The organism is Mycobacterium sp. NGS69 (assembly GCF_059812165.1).
The window spans coordinates 789,547-811,631 of sequence record NZ_JCALCD010000001.1 but is presented as its reverse complement, the minus strand read 5'-3'; the positions used below and the strand labels follow the sequence as shown (position 1 = coordinate 811,631).

Genomic DNA, 22,085 nt, shown 5'->3' with positions numbered 1-22,085 from the left:
CCTCTAGGAAGAGTCATCTGCGTGGCAATGCCTCAATTTGGCGCGGTCAGCACGACCTTGGTAACAATTAGTCGATCACTGGATTCAACCAACGCAGTCAATGACCGCACGTGGGCCATTGCCGCTGGATGCCCGGTTGAACCTGCCAGGGCGCGATAGTAAGTTTCCATGGCCGGTTCGAATGGGTCCGCAACGCCCGAGGCTGAGACAGCAGCGCGGAGCCCTTGCAGCACAAATGGCAAACGGCTTGAGTCGAGCCAGCGTTGCCCAAACAGCTGCAACAGCAACTTCGCCAGGTTCTGCCGCCCGGCTTGTTCCGAGCCGGAGACCCGAATCAGCCAAGTAGAAGCCGCAGTAACCCAGCCGGCCATAGCTTCGGGATCATCAAGGTTTTGTGCCATCGCTTCGATTGCGAAGCCGACGACATCATTCGGAGTATGAGAAACCGGGCCGAAAGCAAGATGAGCTGCCGAACCGCGAGGCTTCCAGCTGTCGACCTCAGCTGCTCCGCGCGCCCAATCACGCCGGAATTCAGTGCCAATATAGAAGTTTGACATTAAGACTACTTGACAATGCATGGCTACGTCGTCGCTGAGATCGCCTCTTCGGCGCAGCACTTCAATCAGAGTCTGTGTGCCGAAGGAGTGAACTCCTTGCTTGTTGGCCTCGCGGCGAATAATTGCGTCGTCGCACCAAAGACTGGCATGCTCAGCTCTCGCGATCTCAAGACTCGAGAGCCACACAGGATTGGGCTTGGTCGATGGCGGCGGATTGGGAGCGGGCGTGATCTGACCAAAGGCGGCCTTCAGGGACTCTGCTCTTCGTAGCCGCTTCTGGGCTTCTTCGTCGGAAATCGCATGCAATCGAGCAGAGTCGCCAGCCTTGCCCACAGTGAGAGTACTTAATCGGGACAGACTCTCGATTGCGTTGACGACTTCTAGCTTCTGATCGCGACTTACCCGTAGATCGCGAACGAAGCCTAGAAGTTGTTCGCGCACTGCATGATCAAGAGTGTTCAAGGCGAGCAGAGCGGTGATATCGACGACCACAGACGAGTCAACCGACTGCACCGCGTGCTCAATATCAGAAGTAAACGTTGCGTCATCGCCGGAGAACAGCGCGCTACTTGTACTGCACGCCAACAATTCTGCGTAATTCTTGCCATGGATTGAGGCTCCAAAGCCGAGCGGAAGCCTGCCGTCGGCGACCTTAAGGTCGAATTCAGTTGTGTCCGGCAGATCCGCAACGAGAGCGTTGAGAGTCGCCAGAGGGTCTTCTGGATCGACCTCCTTCCGAATGAAGATGTCGTCCAACGTCCCAATCAGCGCGCCAAGTCGCTCTTGCACACGACTTGCCGTGGCCTCATCGCCGCTCTCAATGGGAAATTGGATAAGCGCCATTGCAGCGGCGGACCGGACAGCGTCGCTTGCCTGCCATCTGTCAACCAGTTCGAACAGGTGGTCTAGCCGGGACGCGTTCCGTTCGAATTTATGCCACAGATAGATTCGAACGACGGCTTCCTGCTCAATGCGCGGATCCGGCCGGCCTGCGATCTCGGTGTACGTCCGCCACGCGTCATTGAACTCACCTAGATATACCTGCGCAATGGTAAGTATCCATGCAGCGGACACATTCGACTGGTCGAGGGCAAGTACTTCGGCAGCTGCTATGGTGGCCTTCTCCCACTGCTGCTCGACAGTGAGCGAGCGAATCAGAACGTCGTAAGCTTCAAGCCGTTTCGCAGAACTCGAGCCTGAAACACGCAAGGTCTCGCGCGCAGCGCGCTGTGCCGAGTCATGCTCGCCGGATTCCAGGAAAAGTTGTGCTGCAATCAGACTGAAGTTCGCGTCACCCCACGCTTGTCCGCTGCGATCCGCGAGTTGCGCCGCGTCGATCTTTTTGTCCTGTTGGATGTACCACTCCACAAGCGCGAAGGCGCATAGGCGATTTGTGTGCGCCCGTGTCTTGAGTGTCCCTATTGCCGCAGGTTGCTTGGCATAAGCATCCGCTATAAGTCCGATGTTCTCTGCGATATCGGGATGCGTGTCGGCCAGTCTTGGAAGTTCGCTGGATCGGACTCCATGAATGGCGACATAGTGACACGTCCGCAGGATGTCCTGCGGTTGTTGGGACAACGCTGCGGCCGCTTGCCAATGCTGCAGTGCGCTCTGGTTGTCGCCATCAACCATCGCGAAAATCGCTTTTGCTTCATTTTGAATGCGGTCATCCGTCAAACCGTCGAGTAGCTGAACTGCTCTTGATCGATCGCCCAACTGCGCCGCGAGGAGTGCTGACTCTCCGCGCACAGCGGGATCTGCGGCTTCGCTTGGAAGCGCTTCGCCGTCTGGCGGAGTTTGCGAGATCCGCCAAGCCTCGTCTTTCCGGCCGAGTGCATGAGCAGCGGACATAGCGCGGCGAACGGCCCCATGACTTGGGCCGCGCCATCGGCGAATAGCGTTGCGCGCGTCGATCGCTAGGCGGAGGCTCTCCTCTATATCGGCGAAGTCGATCGGTGTCTCTCGTTTGGAACCCCGTTCAAGAAGGTAGTCGGCGCACAAAAGGGCGCAGTCTGCACTTTGAAGGTCATCTGCGGCTGCCTGGGAGATCCGAATCGCGGCGTCAATGTCATTGACTGCCGTGACTTGGGCAAGGAGCGTCGCCTTCAGCGCTTTTTCAGCCGGGTGAAACGGCACCCACTCATTGAGCACGGCGATTGCCGACTCGATCTCTTCGCGATCGCTCAGGAGTAGAGCACGGGCGACCGGATCGTTCTCCTCGAACCGGCCTAACGTTTCCTCACGTCGCTGCCGATCTCCGCCAGCGCGGAGCACTGCCTGTCGCGCTTGCCATTTCGATGCTGGCGCTGCACCTGCTGCGATAGCGTCGTCGAAGGCGGATATGGCTGTCTCGGTCAGGCCATAGTCGAGCGCCAGGCGCGCGAACCACACGTAGGCGTCCGATGGAGGCGCTTCAAACCACGACGGCCGAGTTTCTTGCCAGCTTGCGATCGCAGACCTTGGGTCGTCGGCGCGAACCAACTCGTATGCCAGGCGTCCTATCGCGGGCCAAACAGACTGGAGTTCGACCGCTTCGGCGGCACGTTGGGGCGGAAGCTGCTCAAGGCTGTCCTCGAACTTGACGGCGCCGGCGAACCGGGACGCTTCGACTTTCGACTGCCAGCTGGCGATCTCGAGTACTGCATCACGGACCTGGACTTCGACGGCCGCGCCGGTTGGGAGGACCTGTGTGTAAGCCGACAACAGGATGGCGACGAGCCGCGCGGCGTCCTCATCAGATAACTCGACTCCGCACCGAGCGCAGGTGTCGATCAAATCGTCGCGGACGCCGTCATAAAGGTTGGGATCTCCCGACCTGAAGGCCTCTAGCGCACGCTCTTTACCCAGATACTTGCGAAGTGGCGCGTAATCGGGCACCGGCAGATTGCTTTCTCGCCCACGCTTCCGCATTTGGTAGGCGACCTGCCAGGGGAGGAACATCTTTTGAATGCGAGAGGTGACTAACTTGCTGGCCACCGGAGTCACCGTCCGGATGAGGATGGACCAATCCACAACAGCCCCCAAGGCGTCCGTCAAACGCAGAAGCAACTACTAGCACCGTAATGGCCCGCACGGACACACCGGTCGCACCCCGGTTTTGGTTTCCAATGCACGCTGTCGAGCTCAATCACGCTGTCGGGCTCGCTGGCTGTTGGTATGCGTGCCGTGCGGTTCCGCCTCTCGCCGACTTCGTTCCACTCGATTCTCAGCCCGCTGTGTGGCTGCGGCCCCAGCCTTTCATGGTCCACGGACGAGTTGGGAGGTTTAGACACCCGCTGTGACTTTTGTGATCAGTCGCCCGACGCGAATCCAAATGGGGCCCAACGACGTCCAAGCCCGTATGGACAACGATGAACGCAAAGCGATCCGCGCCGAAGGGCTCGACCCCGACGCCCCCGACATGCGAGCCGCGCTCGATCTGGTGCGCTGGGAGTTGGAACTAATTGGATGAGGCCAACAGCAGCTCCATAATTGGCCTATGGCGTGGGAGTGGGTCAGCCCAGTTGCGGCAGCCAGTGGCGGCTTGCTGGGTGGCGGTATAGGCGCCTACTTCACGTGGCTGAGCGGCAAGCAGAGCCGGGATCAGCTCTCGCAGACCCTCGAAGAACAATTCGGCCATGACCGACTACAAGCACGGGAAGAACGAGAGCAGGAGCGGCTCGAGAAGGCATACCTGGAGCTCCTCAAGATGACAGAGCAGGTCGGACAGTGGGCTGAGATGATCTATCCGCTGTTCCAGCAGGGACAGCCGCCAGATACTCCGCTACCGCCGTTGGAAGTTCAAGCCGATACCGCCGCGCTCCTCGCCGCGTTCGGCACCGATGAGGTCCGGGAGAAGACCGAAGCCTGGCGAACCGTGGTCAGGCGGATGATCACTCAGGCGGGATTGGTCCCGCTACAAGACGCGAATCCGTCAAGTGTTCCACCTGGCGAGCTGATCGCGAGGGCGACGATAGAGCAGCAGCTGCGACCCGAGGAGAGACGAACCCGGAGAGAGCTCGGAGCGCAGGTGAGAGCCGAGCTTGCCTTCGGCTATCGGAGCACCAGGCCCGCCTCCGGATTCATTAGGTCGTACGTCTACCCGGCGCCGCCACCGACCACATCCCCGTAGGCCCGTTGCTGATCTTGGAGATTAGATCCCCGGTGGATTCTGAGCCGGTGGACTTGTCCGGGAGGTATCCCCGGGACGGTACCCGGTACTTTCCAGCGCGGATATTGAACCGGGCCGCGGAAGCATTGCGCTCGCTGATGGCCGCCAGTTCCATCTTGGCCACCTTGGCCACCAGCATGGCGATAATGTCGCCCCACTCCGACGACAGGTCAAAATGGGACTTGGCGGCAGACAGCAGCGCGACGGAATACTCACGCGCCCAACGGATTAGGTCGGCAAGGTCGAATAGTCGACGCACCACGCGGTCGGCCCGGAAAAACACCAGAACGTCGAACTCGTCGGGGTGGTTCTTCAACCAGTCCCCGAGCTGGGGGCGCTCGAACGGGGACGTTTTCCCGCTGACACGTCTAATCTTTCGAGCACTGACATTTCACGTAACGGCAGACCAATCACATGCTGCTGGTGGGGCCACCCGGGACCGGCAAGACGACCACCGCCGAGGCGCTGGGCAAGATCTACGCCGGGATGGGCATCGTGCGCCACCCCGAAATCCGGGAGGTCCGAAGGTCCGACTTCTGCGGCCACTACATCGGGGAATCCGGACCCAAGACCAACGAGCTGATCGAAAAGTCGCTGGGCCGAATCATTTTCATGGACGAGTTCTACTCGCTGATCGAACGCCACCAGGACGGCACGCCGGACATGATCGGCATGGAAGCCGTCAACCAGCTACTGGTCGCACTGGAAACCCATCGATTCGACTTCTGCTTCATCGGCGCGGGCTACGAGGATCAGGTGGACCAATTCCTCACCGTCAACCCGGGTTTGGCGGGCCGATTCAACCGCAAGCTCCGGTTCGAGTCGTACTCTCCGGCCGAGATCGTCGAGATCGGGCAACGCTACGCCTCGCCCCGGGCCAGCCTGCTCGACGACGGCGCGCGGGAGGCGTTCTTGGACGCGGCGACCACCATCCGCAACTACACCACCCCCGGCGGTCAGCATGGGATCGACGCCATGCAGAACGGCCGGTTCGCCCGCAACGTCATCGAGCGCGCCGAGGGCTTCCGCGATACCCGGGTCGTCGCCCAGAAGCGGTCGGGCCAGCCGGTGACCGTCGAGGACCTGCAGATCATCACCGCCGCCGACATCGAGGCGGCGGTGCGCAGCGTGTGTTCGGACAACCGCGACATGGCTGCCATCGTTTGGTAGTGAAGTCCGCTAGCCGAGGGAATCCGCGCTGCCCGGTAACCTGCCGGTGGCCTGAAAGATGACCCGCCTGGCGATTTCGACGGCATGGTCGGCGAAGCGTTCGTAGAACCTGCCCAGCAGGGTCGCATCGACCGCGGCGGCCACGCCGTGTTGCCATTCGCGATCCATGAGCTCGGTGAACAGCTCGCGATGCAGGTCGTCCATCGCGTCGTCTTCGAGATTGACAAGCCGAGCCTTTTCGGGGTCACCGGTGCGCAAGACCTCCTCGGCGGCGCCGGCCAATTCGACCGCCACACGGCCCATCTCAGCGAAATAGCCATTGGCCTGTTCGGGCAGGACGTGCTCGGGATGGCGACGGCGAACGATTTTTGCGACGTGCGCGGCCAAGCCGCCCATGCGCTCGACATCGGCGCAGATCCTGATCGCGGTAACCACGACTCGGAGGTCGCCGGCCACCGGCGCTTGCAGGGCAAGCAGCACGAACGCGGCATCTTCGGCGGCGCCGCTCAGCTTCGCGAGCTCGCCCTTCTCGGCGATGACCTTTTCGGCCAGCGCAAGGTCGGCCTGCAGCAGGGCCTGGGTGGCGTCCTGCATCGCCGCGCCGGCCATCGCGCACATGTCAGCGAGCTGCTCATTGAGGGCGGCTAGCTGCTCGTGATAGGCCGTGCGCATTGCCCCAGGTTACGTCCGGCCAGGTTATGCCATTGTTCGGGTTAGCTTCGCCCAGGAATCGGACGGCGATCTCGGACAGCGATGCAGCGAGACACGTTGCGACAGGCCCTGATTGGACGCGGCGCGCAGATCAGCCCGCGCCGCGATTTCGTCGTTCGCTCAGAAACTTTGACCAGGACGGCATCTCGGGATGCCGCTGGAGGAGGGCCCGTCGTTGGCGCTCGGTCATGCCGCCCCAGACACCGAATTCCACCCGGCTGTCCAACGCTTCCGCTAAGCACTCCTGCATGACCGGGCAGCGGCGGCAAACGGCCGCGGCCTCGCGCTGCGCGGCACCCCGGACAAAGAGTGTGTCGGGGTCGATGGTCCGGCAGAGGGCTCTGGACACCCAACTTGTCTCTTCCGCCTCCGCCGCGCTGCGCAGCGCCCCTCGGGAAACCCCACCTTGCCGCCTTCGGCCGGCTTCTTGTGAACCTGACATCGGCCTTCTCCCCGGCTCAGCATCCCTCACCGCAACAAAACACGCTGCCCTGATTCCCGGGAGGTCACCGCTGAAAACCCGGCAATGCAGCGATTCGTCTGTTGCTAATTTAGCCGTTCCCTGCGGTTGGTGTGCGGTTAGTGGGCCGGAAAAGCGAAGTCGTGTCTAGCGCGACGACCTGCCGCAGAGGGTGATCGAGTCGAGGGCCTTTCGCTGAAGCACGGCGCGAGAAAATCAAAGAGATTTTTCGCGCTGTTTGACGTTCGGCTCGAACCGAAATACGGCGACGCGGCCCGCGAGCGCCTCGAACTCGTCGGCGGTTCCGTCGCGCACCATCCCGGAGCGCTTCGCGAACGCCACCCCGACCGGCACCTCGGCGGCGAACGCCCGCAGCACCGGACGCGCCTCGTCGGCGTCGAGTTCGACGATCCTGACCTCGCGGGATCGCCGGCCCCGGCTCAGCGTGCCGCTGCCCGCGGCGCGGGCATTGGCCGCCCAGTCGGCGCCGGGGTAGCCAGCCACCACGTAGAGCCCGCCGCGAAATTCGAAGGGCGTCATCGGTGTGCGGCGGGGCTGACCCGACTTGCGGCCGGGCACCGTGAGCACCATGGCGGGTCCGGTGGGGATCCCGAGCCGCTGAACCGCCATCATCACCTTGTTCATCGGCTTGAGGTAGCGCGGCGGGCGTGGGTCGGACACGTCAGGCTCCGTTCGATTGGGCGAACAGGTCGCGGTGCTCGGAAACCCACTGCGCGATCGGGGTCGCCGGCCGGCCGAGGATCTTCTCCACGTCGTGGGTGACCAGCGCGGGTTTGTCGAGCGTCTCGGCGAGCATGGCGATGTAGGCATCGGCGAAGTCGGCGCCGAATCCGATGTCGATGAACCGCTGCCGCACCAGTTCGGCCGGCACCTCGACGTAGCGCAGCCGGCGACCCAGCACGTCGCCGATGACCTCGGCCAGCTCGGCGTTGGTGAACGCCTGCGGACCGGTCAGCGGGATCCGTTGGCCGACAAGCTCATCGGTGAGCAACGCCCGCGCCGCGACCGCCGAGATGTCGCGCTCGACGATCGGCGCCGTGGACGCCGCCGCGTATGGTCCGGCCACCACGTCGCCGGCGCGGATCTGCGCTCCCCACATGCCGGCGAAGTTGGTTGCGAAGACCGACGGCCGCAGGCTCACCCAATCCAGGCCGGATTCGACGGCGAGCTGTTCGACCTCCTTGTTGCGGTCCCCGCGGAAGCGCGACGGTTGCCGGGAGAAGTCGTCGTCGGCGTTGATCGCCGACAGCGCAACCAGCTTCGTGACGCCGGCGCGGCCGCACTCCGTGACCACCCGGGACAGGTCCGGGCCCAGTGCGCGGGAATTCAGGAACATCGCCGAGGCGCCCGCGAGCGCGTCCGAAGCCGAGCGGACCGCCTCGACGCCGGTGGGAAGCCCGGCGGTGTCGGGTGCGCGGGTGATCGCGCGGACGTGGGCGCCGGCGGCGAGAAGTTCGGCGACGAGCGGGCGCCCGACGTTGCCCGTCGCTCCGGTTACGACGATCGTCATGGGGGTGTTCCTTCCGTGAGTTTTCAGTGCTGCACCAAGGACGGCGCCGGAGGTGGGAAAGTTACAGTCGAAACGCGTAACTTTTTGCGGGATCAATTCGTCGAAGGTTCATGAGCCAGTCGCAGTCACCCGGCGACCAGGTCACCGAAGCCTGGCGCAGCAATCGCCCGTATCTGGTCAATCTCGCCTATCAGATGCTCGGCGATGTCGGCGACGCCGAAGACGTTGCGCAGGAAGCGTTCTTGCGTCTCTCGCGTGCCGACCTGAACGAGATCGACGACGTCCGCGGCTGGCTGACCGTGGTGGCGAGCCGGATCTGCCTCGACCAGGTGCGCTCGGCGCGCGCCCGCTACGAGCGGCCGGGCGAGGTGAAGGAGGAGCCGGCGTCGCCACGCCTGGACCCGGCCGACCGGGTCACCCTCGACGACGAGGTTCGTACCGCGCTGCTGGAGGTGTTACGCAGGCTCAGTCCGGGTGAACGGGTGGCCTTCGTGCTGCACGACGTGTTCGGCGTCCCGTTCGAGACGATCGCCGAGACCGTCGGCCGTCCCGTCGGCACCTGCCGCCAGCTGGCGCGGCGCGCCCGCGGCAAATTCACTGTGGCGCAACCGAAATTGAGCGAGGTGGCCCCGGCCGAGCATCAGCTCGTCACGGAGAAGTTCATCACCGCGTGCGCCAACGGCGACATCGCCGCGTTGACCGCGGTGCTGGATCCGGCGGTCTGGGGCGTGGGCACCGTCCTGGCCGAGCCGGCGCCGCCGCCGCAGATCAACCATGGGCCAGACGCCGTGGCTACCAACCTGCTGCGCTATCTCGGCCCGGAGGTGACCCTGGTCACCGGGCCCGCGGGCGGACCCGCGGTGTTGGCCTTCGTCGAGCGGCGCCTCTTCGCGTCGATCGTGCTGACGATTCGCGGTCGCCTGGTGACGAAGATCGAGGCCGTCGCCGACCCGTGGGCGCGCCTGGGTGGAGGTCAACGGCCTTAGCGCGCCGCCCGGTCCGGTCGCGCGGCGAAATAGCCCGCGATCGTCGCCGTCACCTGAAGAAGCCTGCGCCGCGTCGCCGGGGACATCTCGCGGGTCACGTCGATGACGCCGCCCGGACGCAGGTGGGGATCGTAGGGCACCTCGACCACCGGTTGCCCGTGATCGACGAACTCGCTCGCCAACAACGCCCGGGTGCGTTTGTCGGCGTGGCCGTCGGAATCGTTGAGCACCACGATGGTGCGGCGCAGCAGGCTCGTCATCCGTTGTTCTGACAGCCATTCCATGGTCCGGGCGGCGGCGTTGGCCCCGTCGGCCCACGGCGAGGTCACCACGATCAGCGCATCCAGATCGCGCAGCACCTCCTGGGTCACCGGTGAATCCATCGTGGAGCCGCAGTCGATGATCGAGATCGTGAAATGGTGGTCCAGCCGGCGCGCGGCTTCGCGGTAGATCGCGGGATCGAGCACCCGCCGCGGTCCGGACGCCGGCTCGCCGCCGAGCACGTGCAGGCCGGCGGAGTTACGGCCAAGGCGCCCAACCACATCGGCGTAGGACCGCAGGTTCTTGTCGGAGGTCAATTCCCAGAAAGAGGCGTTCGATCGCGGGTCGATTCGGTAGCCCAGCCGGCCGAACGCGGTGTCGGCGTCGATCGCCACCACGTGGTCCTGGCGGCGCAGCTCGGCAAAGAGCGACCCGACGCTGGCGGCCACTGACGTCTTGCCCACCCCGCCCTTGCCCAGCACGCCGACCTTGTACTTGCCGTGCAGGGCGGTTCGGATGGCCGCCTCGAACTGCGCCTCCTGCCGCTGCGCGGGCGACGGGCCCAGCTTGACGAGGCCAAAGGTGGCCAGCCGCAGGACGCGTCGCCACCCGCGCTCGGGCAGCTCCGCCCCGGGTGCGGCCGCGGACGCGACGGGTGCGGGTGCGGGCTGTTGCGGCGGCGGGACCGGGGGAGGGGCGGGTCGGGGCGGCGGGTGGGGCGGGCCCGCCGGGCGCTGCGGGGGCGCGGGTGGGTGGGGCGGGGCGGGTGCGGCAGACGGCGCGGGACGGGGTGGCTGTTGCGGCGGCGCCGGCGGACGGGATGCCGCGGGGGCCGGGCCGGGCGCGGGCGCAACCGCCGGCGCACCCGGTGCCGCGGTCCGGGGATCCCTGGGCGGGGGAGCGGGTGGGCGTGGCGCCGGCGCACCGGCCTGGTCGGGCCGTAGCCGGTCCCGCAGGAATTCGTCGCGCTCGTTCATGGGCTCCTCGGGTGCCGGACCGGTACCCGTCCAGTATCGGTCACGCGCCGTCGGCGAAACGTCGCCCGGCGCGTGCAAACTTTGGCCGGGTGGGCCGCCTCCCGCCGCGACTGCTTCCGGCGTTCGCTGAGCACGCGGGTGAGCAAGCCCCGCGGCGACCCCGGCACGCGTGGGCGCGATCACAGCAAACTGGGACGAATTGGTGATCCGGCCCACCGGTCGGCTAGGATCAGCGCCGGGGTCGGGGTGCTACAAGCCCAAAACTCCCATGTCGGCGACGCCGTCGACCGCCCGTCGCTGCGAATTTACGCCGCTGCCCGTTGGCGGTTAGACTTAACGAAGTTGGCATGTCAGGCGGGTATTGTCATATCGTTTTACGACTTGTCGAAACCAGCTCCAGGCCACCGTTCAACGCTGCACGGACGAATCCCCAACGACGGATCATCACCGCCTGGGGCACAGCCTATCGGCAAGACCGAAGGGGCCTAACGGGTCCGAGGCCCGCAACCCTCCTGGGTTGGGGCCCCGCCGGGCCGCTCGTAACGGCAGCGAAGAACGTTTGGTGAAGGGTCAGGTGCATATGACGCCCAAGCGCGTCGGGTTATACAACCCCGCGTTCGAGCACGATGCGTGCGGGGTTGCCATGGTCGTCGATATGCACGGCCGCCGTAGCCGCGACATCGTCGACAAGGCCATCACCGCGTTGCTCAACCTCGAGCACCGGGGCGCCCAGGGCGCCGAGCCGCGCAGCGGTGACGGCGCCGGCATCCTGATTCAGGTCCCGGATGCGTTCCTGCGCGAAGTCGTGGACTTCGAGTTGCCCGCGCCGGGCAGCTACGCCACCGGCATCGCGTTCCTGCCGCAGTCGTCCAAGGACGCCGCGGCCGCCTGCGCCGCGGTGGAGAAGATCGCCGAATCCGAGGGCCTGCAGGTGCTGGGCTGGCGGAACGTCCCCACCGACGACTCGTCGCTGGGCGCGCTGTCCCGCGACGCGATGCCGACCTTCCGGCAGGTGTTCATGACCGGCGCCTCCGGGATGGCGCTGGAGCGCCGCGCCTACGTGGTCCGCAAGCGCGCCGAGCACGAACTGGGCACGAAAGGCCCGGGACAGGACGGACCCGGTCGCGAAACCGTATACTTCCCAAGCCTTTCCGGCCGGACATTCATCTACAAGGGCATGCTGACCACCCCGCAGCTCAAGGCGTTCTACCTTGACCTGCAAGACGATCGGCTGACGAGTGCGCTGGGCATCGTGCACTCCCGCTTCTCCACCAACACCTTCCCGTCCTGGCCGCTGGCGCATCCGTTCCGCCGCATCGCGCACAACGGCGAGATCAACACCGTCACCGGCAACGAGAACTGGATGCGGGCCCGCGAGGCGCTGATCAAGACCGACCTCTTCGGCGACGACGTGGAGAAGTTGTTCCCGATCTGCACTCCGGGCGCGTCCGACACCGCGCGCTTCGACGAGGCCCTGGAACTGCTGCACCTGGGCGGGCGCAGCCTGGCCCACGCGGTGTTGATGATGATCCCCGAGGCATGGGAACGCAACGAGTCGATGGACCCGGCGCGGCGCGCCTTCTACCAGTACCACGCCTCGCTGATGGAGCCGTGGGACGGTCCCGCGTCGATCACCTTCACCGACGGCACCATCATCGGTGCCGTGCTGGATCGAAATGGCTTGCGCCCCTCCCGAATCTGGGTGACCGACGACGGCCTGGTGGTGATGGCTTCCGAGGCCGGCGTGCTCGACCTGGACCCGGCCAAGGTGGTCCGCCGGATGCGGCTGCAGCCCGGCCGGATGTTCCTGGTGGACACCACCCAAGGACGCATCGTCGCCGACGAGGAGATCAAGGCGGAGCTGGCCGCCGAGCACCCCTACCAGGAATGGCTCGACAAGGGCCTGGTGCCGCTCGACGACCTGCCGCAGGGCGAGTATGTCCGGATGCCCCACGAGCGACTCGTCAAGCGCCAGTTGACGTTTGGCTACACCTACGAGGAACTCAACCTGTTGGTGACGCCGATGGTGCGCTCCGGGGCCGAGCCGATCGGCTCGATGGGCACCGACACCCCGGTTGCCGTGCTGTCCCAGCGCCCGCGGATGCTCTACGACTACTTCCAGCAGCTGTTCGCCCAGGTGACCAACCCGCCGCTGGACGCCATCCGCGAGGAGGTGGTGACCAGCCTGCAGGGCACCACCGGTGGCGAGCGCGACCTGCTCAACCCGGACGAGCACTCCTGCCACCAGATCGTCCTGCAGCAGCCGATCCTGCGTAACCATGAGCTGGCCAAGCTGGTCAACCTCAACCCGAACGACAAGGTCAACGGGCGCCCGCATGGCATGCGGTCCAAGGTGATTCACTGCCTGTACCCAGTCGCCGAGGGTGGCGCCGGGCTGACCGCCGCGCTCGAGGAGGTGCGTGCGCAGGCGTCGGCGGCGATCGCCGACGGTGCCCGGGTCATCATCCTGTCCGACCGCGGGTCCGACGAGCAGCTGGCGCCCATCCCGTCGTTGCTGGCGGTGTCGGCGGTGCACCACCACCTGGTGCGCGACCGGACGCGCACGCACGTCGGCCTGGTCGTCGAGACCGGTGACGCCCGCGAGGTGCACCACATGGCCGCGCTGGTCGGCTTCGGCGCGGCGGCGATCAACCCGTACCTGGCGTTCGAGTCGATCGAGGACATGCTCGACCGCGGGGTCATCGACGGGATCGACCGCAACAAGGCGCTGAACAACTACGTCAAGGCCGCCGGCAAGGGCGTGCTGAAAGTCATGTCCAAGATGGGCATTTCGACGCTGGCCTCCTACACCGGCGCGCAGTTGTTCCAGGCCGTCGGCATTTCCGAGGACGTGCTCGACGAGTACTTCACCGGGCTGAGCTGCCCCACCAGCGGGATCACCCTGGAGGACATCGCCGCCGACGTCGCCGCCCGCCACAAGCTGGCCTACCTCGACCGGCCCGACGAGCGCGCCCACCGCGAGCTCGAGGTCGGCGGCGAATACCAGTGGCGCCGCGAGGGCGAGTACCACCTCTTCAACCCGGAGACCGTGTTCAAGCTGCAGCACGCCACCCGCACCGGGCAGTACAAGATCTTCAAGGAGTACACCCGCCTGGTCGACGACCAGAGCGAGCGGCTTGCGTCGCTGCGCGGGCTGCTGAAGTTCCGCGGCGACGTGCGGCCTCCTGTTCCGCTGGAAGAGGTCGAGCCCGCCAGCGAGATCGTCAAGCGCTTCTCCACCGGGGCGATGAGCTACGGCTCGATCTCCGCCGAGGCGCACGAGACGCTGGCCATTGCGATGAACCGCCTCGGCGGCCGGTCCAACAGCGGCGAGGGCGGCGAGGACGTCAAGCGATTCGACCGCGACCCCAACGGGGACTGGCGCCGCAGCGCGATCAAGCAGGTCGCCTCGGCCCGCTTCGGGGTGACCTCGCACTACCTGACCAACTGCACCGACATCCAGATCAAGATGGCTCAGGGCGCGAAACCCGGTGAGGGCGGCCAGCTTCCGGGCCACAAGGTGTACCCGTGGGTGGCCGAGGTTCGGCACTCCACGCCCGGCGTCGGGCTGATCTCGCCGCCGCCGCACCACGATATCTACTCCATCGAGGACCTGGCGCAGCTGATCCACGACTTGAAGAACGCCAACCCGGCCGCGCGTGTGCACGTCAAGCTGGTCTCCGAAAACGGAGTGGGCACCGTTGCTGCCGGTGTGTCCAAGGCGCACGCCGACGTGGTGCTGATCTCGGGGCACGACGGCGGCACCGGCGCGACGCCGCTGACATCGCAGAAGCACGCGGGCGCCCCGTGGGAGCTGGGGTTGGCCGAGACCCAGCAGACCCTGTTGCTCAACGGGTTACGTGACCGGATCGTGGTCCAGGTGGACGGGCAGCTCAAGACCGGACGCGACGTGATCATCGGGGCGCTGCTCGGTGCCGAGGAGTTCGGCTTCGCCACTGCCCCACTGGTGGTGGCCGGCTGCATCATGATGCGGGTGTGCCACCTCGACACCTGCCCGGTCGGCGTCGCCACCCAGAACCCGGTGCTGCGCGAGCGGTTCACCGGCAAGCCCGAGTTCGTCGAGAACTTCTTCATGTTCATCGCCGAAGAAGTGCGGGAGTACATGGCGCAGTTGGGCTTCCGCACCTTCAACGAGGCCGTGGGTCAGGTGGGGTCGCTGGACACCACGCTGGCGCGGGCGCACTGGAAGGCGCACAAGCTGGACCTGGCCCCGGTGCTGCACGAGCCCGAGTCGGCGTTCATGAACCAGGACCTGTACTGCAGCTCCCGGCAGGACCACGGCCTGGACAAGGCGCTCGATCAGCAGTTGATCGTGATGAGCCGCGAGGCGCTGGATTCCGGCAAGCCGGTCCGCTTCTCCACCACCATCAGCAACGTCAACCGCACGGTGGGCACCATGCTGGGCCACGAGCTGACGAAAGCCTATGGCGGCCAAGGCCTGCCGGACGGAACCATCGACATCACCTTCGACGGGTCCGCCGGCAACAGCTTCGGCGCCTTCGTGCCGCGGGGGATTACGCTGCGCGTCTACGGCGACGCCAACGACTACGTCGGCAAGGGCCTGTCGGGCGGCCGGATCGTGGTGCGGCCGTCGGACAACGCGCCGGCCGACTACGTCGCCGAGGACAACATCATCGGCGGCAACGTGATCCTGTTCGGCGCCACCAGCGGGGAGGTCTACTTGCGCGGTGTCGTCGGCGAACGGTTCGCCGTGCGCAACTCCGGCGCCCACGCGGTGGTCGAGGGCGTCGGCGACCACGGTTGCGAATACATGACCGGAGGCAAGGTCGTCATCCTCGGTCGCACCGGCCGCAACTTCGCGGCGGGCATGTCCGGCGGCATGGCCTATGTGTACGACCCGGAGGGCGAATTGCCGAACAACCTCAACGCTGAAATGGTCGAGCTCGAGGCGCTCGACGAGGACGACCTGGAGTACCTGCGGGGCACCATCCAGGCGCACGTCGACGCCACGGATTCCGCTGTCGGCCAGCGCATCCTCGCCGACTGGCCCGGCCAGCACCGGCACTTCGTCAAGGTGATGCCGCGCGACTACAAGCGCGTGCTGCAGGCGATCGCCGAGGCGGAGCGCGACGGCGTCGACATCGACAAGGCGATCATGGCGGCCGCGCATGGCTGATCCCACCGGCTTCCTGAAATACACGCATCGGGAATTGCCGAAACGCCGGCCTGTCCCGCTGCGACTGCGCGACTGGAACGAGGTCTACGAAGACTTCGACGACGAGACGCTGCGCCACCAGGCGACCCGTTGCATGGACTGCGGTATTCCGTTCTGCCACAACGGCTGTCCGCTGGGGAACCTGATCCCGGAATGGAACGATCTGGTGCGCCGGGGACGTTGGCGCGACGCGATCGAGCGGCTGCACGCCACCAACAACTTCCCGGACTTCACCGGGCGGCTGTGCCCGGCCCCGTGCGAGCCGGCGTGCGTGCTGGGCATCAACCAGGACCCGGTGACGATCAAGCAGATCGAGCTGGAGATCATCGATCACGCCTTCGACGAAGGCTTCGTGGTCCCGCTGCCCCCGGACAAGCTGACCGGAAAGACCGTCGCCGTGGTGGGTTCCGGCCCCGCCGGCCTGGCCGCCGCCCAGCAACTGACCCGCGCCGGTCACAGCGTGACCGTGTTCGAGCGCGACGACCGAATCGGCGGGCTGCTGCGCTACGGCATCCCGGAATTCAAGATGGAAAAGCGCGTCCTGGACCGGCGGCTGGAGCAGATGCGCGCCGAGGGCACCGAGTTCCGGGCCGGCGTCAACGTCGGCGTCGACATCACCGTCGAACAGCTGCGCGGCGACTTCGACGCGGTGGTGCTGGCCGGCGGTGCCACCGCCGCGCGCGACCTGCCCATCCCCGGCCGCGAGCTGGACGGCATCCACCAGGCGATGGAGTTCCTGCCGTGGGGCAACCGCGTGCAGGAAGGCGACGACGTCCTGGACGCGGACGGCGAACCGCCGATCACCGCCAAGGGCAAGAAGGTCATCATCATCGGCGGCGGCGACACCGGGGCCGACTGCCTGGGCACCGTGCACCGGCAGGGTGCGATCGCGGTGCACCAGTTCGAGATCATGCCGCGTCCGCCGGACGCGCGCGCCGAGTCGACCCCGTGGCCGACCTACCCGCTGATGTACCGGACGTCGTCGGCGCACGAGGAGGGCGGCGAGCGGGTGTTCTCGGTCAACACCGAGGAGTTCGTCGGCAAGGACGGCCACGTGACCGGGCTCAAGGCTCACGAGGTGACCATGCAGGACGGCAAGTTCGTCAAAGTCGAAGGCTCCGACTTCGAGCTCGAGGCCGATCTGGTGTTGCTGGCGATGGGATTCGTCGGCCCCGAGAAGGAGGGCCTGCTCACCGACCTCGGGGTGAAGCTCACCGAGCGCGGCAACGTCGCCCGCGGGGCCGACTTCGACACCTCGGTTCCGGGCGTATTCGTTGCCGGTGACATGGGTCGCGGCCAGTCATTGATCGTTTGGGCGATTGCTGAGGGCAGGGCCGCCGCGGCGGGCGTCGACCGGTTCTTGATGGGTTCGACGGCGCTTCCGGCGCCGATCAAGCCCACCGCGGCGCCGCTGACGTAGTCACATCAGTCACACCAGAAACAGAAGAATTCAATTCGGCGTTTCTGCCCACGTTTGCCAGACGATTGTTGTCTAATGGTTCTCTGTGGGCCTCATCGCGTAGCAATCGCGGGGGGCGTCCCGCCGGAACGGACCGATCGCAGGAGTGGTCACTGTGCATGTCAACCCGATGCCCCGGTCGAAGATGGGGCGAATCGCCTGGTCCTGGTTGCGTCACCCGGTGAAGAGCCGCGAGTATCCCGCTAAGCTCGAGCGCTTGGTAACGGCCGAAGAGCTGATGTTCTTCGGGGTGTAAGCGCCTCGTTCAAGCGCCGGCGACGCCCAAGTTAGTTTGCTCGCCGGGCCTCACTTAGCCAGCAGTCCCGAATCCCGGATCGCCTCGGCCAATGGCTCCAGCACGGCCGGGTCGTGCGGCGGATTGATGTAAACGATGCCCAGGTCCAGCCCCTCGGCGCCCAGCGCCGCGGCGTCGTCGATGACCTGTCCGTAGTTGCGGTCGGCGTCCAGTCGCAGATGCGCCGACATGGTGATCTCCTTCGGGTCGCGCCCGATGTCCGCGCAGCGTGCGGCGAGGACGTCGCGCTTCTGCGCGAACAGTTCGGGTGGGCCGCCGGCGAAGTTCCAGTGCTGGGCGTAGCGCGCGGTGATCGGCAGGGTGCGCTTCTCGCCGCTGCCGCCGATGCAGATCGGCGGGTGCGGGCGCTGCACGCCCTTGGGCTCGTTGCGGGCGCCCTTGAGTTGGTAGTACTTGCCGGCGAAGTCGGTGGTCTCCTCGCTCAGCAGACTGATCAGCACCTGGCAGGCTTCCTCGAACCGGTCGAAGCGTTCCCGGACGGAGCCCAACTCGATGCCGTAGGCGCCCGACTCCTCCTCGTTCCAGCCGGCGCCGATCCCGAGCTCGAGGCGCCCGTTGGAGATGACGTCGAGCGCGGCGGCCATGTTCGCCAGCACCGCGGGGTGGCGGTAGTGGATGCCGGTGACGAGGGTGCCCAGCCGCAGTCGCTTGGTCGCCTGCGCCAGCGCGGTCAGAGTGGTCCACCCCTCGAGGCAGGGTCCGCTGCTGTCGGAGAAGATCGGATAGAAGTGGTCGAACGTCCAGCCGGACTCGAAGACCTCGATATCGTCGGCGGCCTGCCAGACGGCGAGCATGTCGGCCCAGGTGGTGTTTTGGGGTGAGGTTTTGAACGCGAATCGCATGAAACCGACGTTAGTCGATCTTTATGAAGCGCAACTAAACTCATGCGGACGATGACCACCGCACTCGGTATCGACACCAGGATCACCCTGCTGGCCGCTGGGCTGATCTTCCTGCTGGCGCTGGTGCTCGGCGTCTGGAAGTACCGCCAGATCATGACCGCCGAGGATCATCGCGCCCATCCGTACGTCGACATCGCGCACCGGGCGGCGTTGCTCTATTCCTTCGCGACCCTGCTGCTGGCGGTCTTCGTCGAACTCAGCGCCTGGCCGGCGTGGGTCAACCTGGCCGCGGCGGCGGTCGTCGTGTTCTTTTTCGTCGCCGCCATCCTCGGCTACGTTGCGCACGGCGCGCGGCGCGACACCGTCAACCAGTTCGAAAGCCCCAGCCGCGGGCTGGAAATGACGATGGTGCTGCTGATCGCCGGCGAGATCGGCGGGTTCGCCGTGCTGCTCACGGGGTTCGTCGCAGGCCAATTCCGGTGACTGGGCGGGGCACACTGGAGCCATGGACCCGGTAGCCGCCCTGCGGCAGATCGCCTATTACAAGGACCGGAGCCGGCACGACCCGAGGCGGGTGATGGCCTACCGCAATGCCGCCGACATCATCGAGGGCCTCGACGACGCCGCGCGGGAGCGGCACGGCCAGGCCAACAGCTGGCAGACGCTGCCGGGTATCGGTCCGAAGACCGCGAAGGTGATCGACCAGGCCTGGTCCGGCCGCGAACCCGACCTCCTCGTCGAATTGCGTTCCGGCGTTGAGGATCTCGGCGGTGGCGACATCCGCGCCGCGCTGCGCGGCGACCTGCACCTGCATTCGAATTGGTCGGACGGGTCGGCGCCGATAGACGAGATGATGGCCACCGCGTCGGCGCTGGGTCACGAATACTGCGCGCTGACCGACCACTCGCCGCGGCTGACCATCGCCAACGGGTTGTCGCCGGAGCGGTTGCGCAAGCAGCTCGACGTCATCGACGAGCTGCGCGACCAGTTCGCGCCGATGCGCATTCTCACCGGGATCGAGGTCGACATCCTGGAGGACGGCGGCCTCGACCAGGAACCCGAATTGCTCGAGCGCCTCGACGTCGTCGTGGCCAGCGTGCACTCGAAGCTGTCGATGGACGCGGCGGCGATGACGCGACGCATGCTGCGCGCGGTCTCCAATCCGCACGCCGACGTGCTGGGCCACTGCACCGGCCGGCTGGTCTCGGGCGGCCGCGGCATCCGGCCCGAGTCGAAGTTCGACGCCGAGGCGGTGTTCACCGCCTGCCGCGACCACGGGACGGCAGTGGAGATCAACTCCCGCCCCGAGCGCCGCGACCCGCCAACCCGGCTACTCAAGCGGGCGCTGGAGATCGGCTGCGTATTCAGCATCGACACCGACGCGCACGCACCGGGCCAGCTGGACTTCCTCGGCTACGGGGCGCAGCGCGCGCTGGACGCCGGCGTGCCCGTTGACCGGATCGTCAATACCTGGCCGGCCGACAAGCTGCTGGAGTGGACGGGATCAGCCGGATAGCGGTTGTCAGGTGGACTGCCCGTCGCCGCCGGCGTTGCCGCCGATGATCAGGGCCTCGGCGCCGGAGCCGGCGACACCGGTGGCGCCCCCGTCACCGCCGAATTGGCCGACACCACCGCCGGCGCCTCCGGTGCCGCCCAAGGCACCCGCCGTTCCGGCGACACCGGGGACGGCGTTGGCCGGGTAGGCCCAGGCGCCGCCACCACCACCCCCTCCGGTGCCGGCGCCGCCGAATCCGCCGGCGCCTCCTTGAGCGAGCTGGGACGCGGTGGTGATCGCGTTACCGCCGGCGCCTCCCGCACCTCCCGCACCGCCGGCGTAGGCGGCCCCGCCGCCGCCCCCGCCGCCTCCGCCTAAGGCCATGTCCCCGGTCGACACACCGAGCGCGCCGCCGCCGGCGCCGCCCCCACCTCCGGTGCCGCCTGCCCCGCCGTTGGGGGCACCGGCGCCGCCGCCTCCGCCGTCGCCGCCGAGCCCGAGGGCGACAGGCTGGCTGAGTTGGGTCGAGGCGGCGCCGCCGGTGCCGCCGCCCCCGCCGGCGCCGCCCGTGCCGCTGCCCCCGCCGATGCCGCCGACACCGACCAGGCCGCCCTTGCCGCCCGCGCCGCCGCCGCCCCCGCCGCCGCCGTAGGTGGAGTGGTTGGTGCCGGTTCCGGTCACCGCGTTGCCGCCGAAGCCACCGGTGCCGCCGGCACCGCCGCCTCCGCCGGTGCCGTTGAGTGCGCTGCCGCTGGAGTTGCCGCCGGCCCCGCCGGCGCCGCCATGGCCACCCTGGCCGCCTTGACCGGCCACGCTGCCGAAGACGTTTCCGCTGACGCCGCCGCCCGTGCCGCCGGTGCCGCCGCCCCCGCCGGTGCCGCCCGAGCCGCCGCTGCCGGCCTGCCCGAAGAGCCCGCCCCCGGTTCCGCCGGCCCCACCGGCGCCGGCCGCACCGCCGTCGCCTCCGACTCCTCCGGTTCCGCCAGTCGAGGTGGCGCTTCCGCCGCCGCCGCCCGTGCCGCCGTGGCCGCCGTCGCCGCCGTGACCGCCCAGTCCGGCGGCACCGCCCAGCAGGGCCTGATTCGCGCCGCCGGCCCCGCCATGGCCGCCGGCTCCGCCGTGCCCGCCCGGCCCACCGGTACCGCCGGCCGTGGCGTTATCGAGGCCGGCAGCGCCGAGGCCGCCCTGGCCGCCCGCTCCACCCGCACCGCCGGCGCCGAACAGGGAAAGCAGTTGTCGGTTGGCCCCGCCGGCGCCCCCATCCCCGCCGTGGCCGCCGGTCCCTCCGAACAGGCTGGAGGCGCCGGTCCCGCCGGCCCCGCCGGCACCGCCCGGGCCGCCGCCGATCCATCCGTTGGCCCCGCCGGCACCGCCGCTTCCGCCGGCGCCACCGATCAGGGGCTTGCCGGTTCCGCCGGCTCCGCCGTCACCGCCGTGGCCCCACAATCCCGCCGACCCGCCGGACCCGCCGGCCTGCCCGGCCCCGCCCGACCCGCCGTTGCCGCCGTTGCCGATCAGCCATCCGCCGTCGCCGCCGCGAGCTCCGGTTCCGGGCGCCCCGTTGGCCCCGTTGCCGATCAGCGGGCGCCCCGTGAGCAGCTTGACCGGCCCGGGCGGCAACCCCAGGCTCTGAATCTCGCCGACCAAGGACGTCAGCGGGTCGGCATTGGCCGCCTCGGCGGCCGCGTACTGCCCACCGCCCGACGTCAGTGACCGCACGAATTGGTCATGGAAAAGCGCCGCCTGCGCGCTGAGCGAGTGAAACTCCCGGGCGTAGCTGCCGAACAGCTGAGAAATCGCGGCCGAGACCTCGTCCTGCGCCGCGGCCGCCACCGATGTAGTCGAGGCCGCCGCGGTCGCATTGGCCGACCTGATCGCGGATCCGATCGCGTCCAAGTCCGCCGACGCGGCGCTGAGAATCTCCGGGTCTACTTGCACGAAAGAGGACATCTACGGCTCCTAATCCCTTGTGG

The 22,085-nt window shown here is 67.2% G+C and carries 16 protein-coding genes and 1 pseudogene; 8 read left to right on the top strand and 9 right to left on the bottom strand.

The genetic code is table 11. The features are described 5' to 3' along the window. Positions 1-32 precede the first annotated feature (32 nt). The gene (locus AC5Y2S_RS04175) at positions 33-3,533 is read right to left on the bottom strand and encodes a PIN domain-containing protein (protein WP_499953969.1); all 3,501 of its coding nucleotides are present in this window, start codon (positions 3,531-3,533) and stop codon (positions 33-35) included. A gap of 301 nt (positions 3,534-3,834) precedes the next feature. Here AC5Y2S_RS04175 and AC5Y2S_RS04170 point away from each other — a divergent pair, with 301 nt between their 5' ends. After that, on the top strand, positions 3,835-4,008 hold the full coding sequence (locus AC5Y2S_RS04170) for a hypothetical protein (protein ID WP_499953967.1): 174 nt from the start codon (positions 3,835-3,837) through the stop codon (positions 4,006-4,008). Positions 4,009-4,035: 27 nt separating this feature from the next. Beyond that, entirely contained in the window at positions 4,036-4,668 is a 633-nt protein-coding gene (locus AC5Y2S_RS04165) for a hypothetical protein (protein WP_499953966.1), read from the top strand. Here the strand turns inward: AC5Y2S_RS04165 and AC5Y2S_RS04160 are convergent. Beyond that, on the bottom strand, positions 4,622-5,023 hold the full coding sequence (locus AC5Y2S_RS04160) for a recombinase family protein (protein WP_499953964.1): 402 nt from the start codon (positions 5,021-5,023) through the stop codon (positions 4,622-4,624). The two genes, AC5Y2S_RS04165 and AC5Y2S_RS04160, sit on opposite strands and share 47 nt — an antisense overlap. An 86-nt stretch (positions 5,024-5,109) precedes the next feature. On the opposite strand from AC5Y2S_RS04160, the pseudogene AC5Y2S_RS04155 reads away from it, so the two are divergent. Continuing rightward, positions 5,110-5,877, top strand: a pseudogene (locus tag AC5Y2S_RS04155) (AAA family ATPase); the annotation flags it as partial. A gap of 9 nt (positions 5,878-5,886) precedes the next feature. Here the strand turns inward: AC5Y2S_RS04155 and phoU are convergent. The 4 genes from phoU to AC5Y2S_RS04135 form a co-directional block, all read right to left on the bottom strand. Further along, positions 5,887-6,549: a phosphate signaling complex protein PhoU gene (phoU, locus tag AC5Y2S_RS04150; protein ID WP_499953963.1), complete on the bottom strand. Its 663-nt coding sequence runs from the start codon at positions 6,547-6,549 to the stop codon at positions 5,887-5,889. A 130-nt stretch (positions 6,550-6,679) separates the two neighbouring features. After that, positions 6,680-7,030, bottom strand: coding sequence for a WhiB family transcriptional regulator (locus AC5Y2S_RS04145; protein ID WP_499953962.1), 351 nt, complete (start codon positions 7,028-7,030; stop codon positions 6,680-6,682). 234 nt (positions 7,031-7,264) lie between these two features. Continuing rightward, positions 7,265-7,729, bottom strand: a complete 465-nt coding sequence (locus tag AC5Y2S_RS04140) for a nitroreductase family deazaflavin-dependent oxidoreductase (RefSeq protein WP_499953960.1) — start codon at positions 7,727-7,729, stop codon at positions 7,265-7,267. A 1-nt stretch (position 7,730) separates the two neighbouring features. Continuing rightward, complete coding sequence (locus AC5Y2S_RS04135) at positions 7,731-8,579, bottom strand: NAD(P)H-binding protein (protein ID WP_499953958.1); 849 nt, start codon at positions 8,577-8,579, stop codon at positions 7,731-7,733. Positions 8,580-8,689: 110 nt separating this feature from the next. On the opposite strand from AC5Y2S_RS04135, the gene sigI reads away from it, so the two are divergent. Then, positions 8,690-9,565, top strand: a complete 876-nt coding sequence (sigI, locus tag AC5Y2S_RS04130; RefSeq protein ID WP_499953956.1) for an RNA polymerase sigma factor SigI — start codon at positions 8,690-8,692, stop codon at positions 9,563-9,565. Here the strand turns inward: sigI and AC5Y2S_RS04125 are convergent. Further along, positions 9,562-10,803, bottom strand: a complete 1,242-nt coding sequence (locus AC5Y2S_RS04125) for a MinD/ParA family ATP-binding protein (RefSeq protein WP_499953954.1) — start codon at positions 10,801-10,803, stop codon at positions 9,562-9,564. The two genes, sigI and AC5Y2S_RS04125, sit on opposite strands and share 4 nt — an antisense overlap. Before the next feature lie 580 nt (positions 10,804-11,383). On the opposite strand from AC5Y2S_RS04125, the gene gltB reads away from it, so the two are divergent. Then, on the top strand, positions 11,384-15,961 hold the full coding sequence (gltB, locus tag AC5Y2S_RS04120) for a glutamate synthase large subunit (protein ID WP_499953952.1): 4,578 nt from the start codon (positions 11,384-11,386) through the stop codon (positions 15,959-15,961). Next, positions 15,954-17,420: a glutamate synthase subunit beta gene (locus tag AC5Y2S_RS04115; protein WP_499953950.1), complete on the top strand. Its 1,467-nt coding sequence runs from the start codon at positions 15,954-15,956 to the stop codon at positions 17,418-17,420. Before gltB ends, AC5Y2S_RS04115 begins: the two co-directional genes overlap by 8 nt. Before the next feature lie 345 nt (positions 17,421-17,765). Here the strand turns inward: AC5Y2S_RS04115 and AC5Y2S_RS04110 are convergent, their stop codons facing one another. Then, positions 17,766-18,617 (bottom strand): LLM class F420-dependent oxidoreductase, encoded by an 852-nt coding sequence (locus AC5Y2S_RS04110; protein ID WP_499953948.1) that lies wholly within the window; start codon positions 18,615-18,617, stop codon positions 17,766-17,768. Positions 18,618-18,668: 51 nt separating this feature from the next. On the opposite strand from AC5Y2S_RS04110, the gene AC5Y2S_RS04105 reads away from it, so the two are divergent. Together AC5Y2S_RS04105 and AC5Y2S_RS04100 are read left to right on the top strand one after the other, a co-directional pair. Further along, positions 18,669-19,100 carry a hypothetical protein gene (locus AC5Y2S_RS04105; RefSeq protein ID WP_499953946.1) on the top strand — a complete coding sequence of 144 codons (432 nt, stop codon included), beginning with the start codon at positions 18,669-18,671 and terminating at the stop codon, positions 19,098-19,100. Positions 19,101-19,122: 22 nt separating this feature from the next. Further along, the gene (locus AC5Y2S_RS04100) at positions 19,123-20,133 is read left to right on the top strand and encodes a PHP domain-containing protein (protein WP_499953944.1); all 1,011 of its coding nucleotides are present in this window, start codon (positions 19,123-19,125) and stop codon (positions 20,131-20,133) included. Between the two features lie 6 nt (positions 20,134-20,139). Here AC5Y2S_RS04100 and AC5Y2S_RS04095 read toward each other — a convergent pair whose 3' ends face one another. Next, complete coding sequence (locus AC5Y2S_RS04095) at positions 20,140-22,062, bottom strand: PE family protein (protein ID WP_499953942.1); 1,923 nt, start codon at positions 22,060-22,062, stop codon at positions 20,140-20,142. Positions 22,063-22,085: the final 23 nt, after the last annotated feature.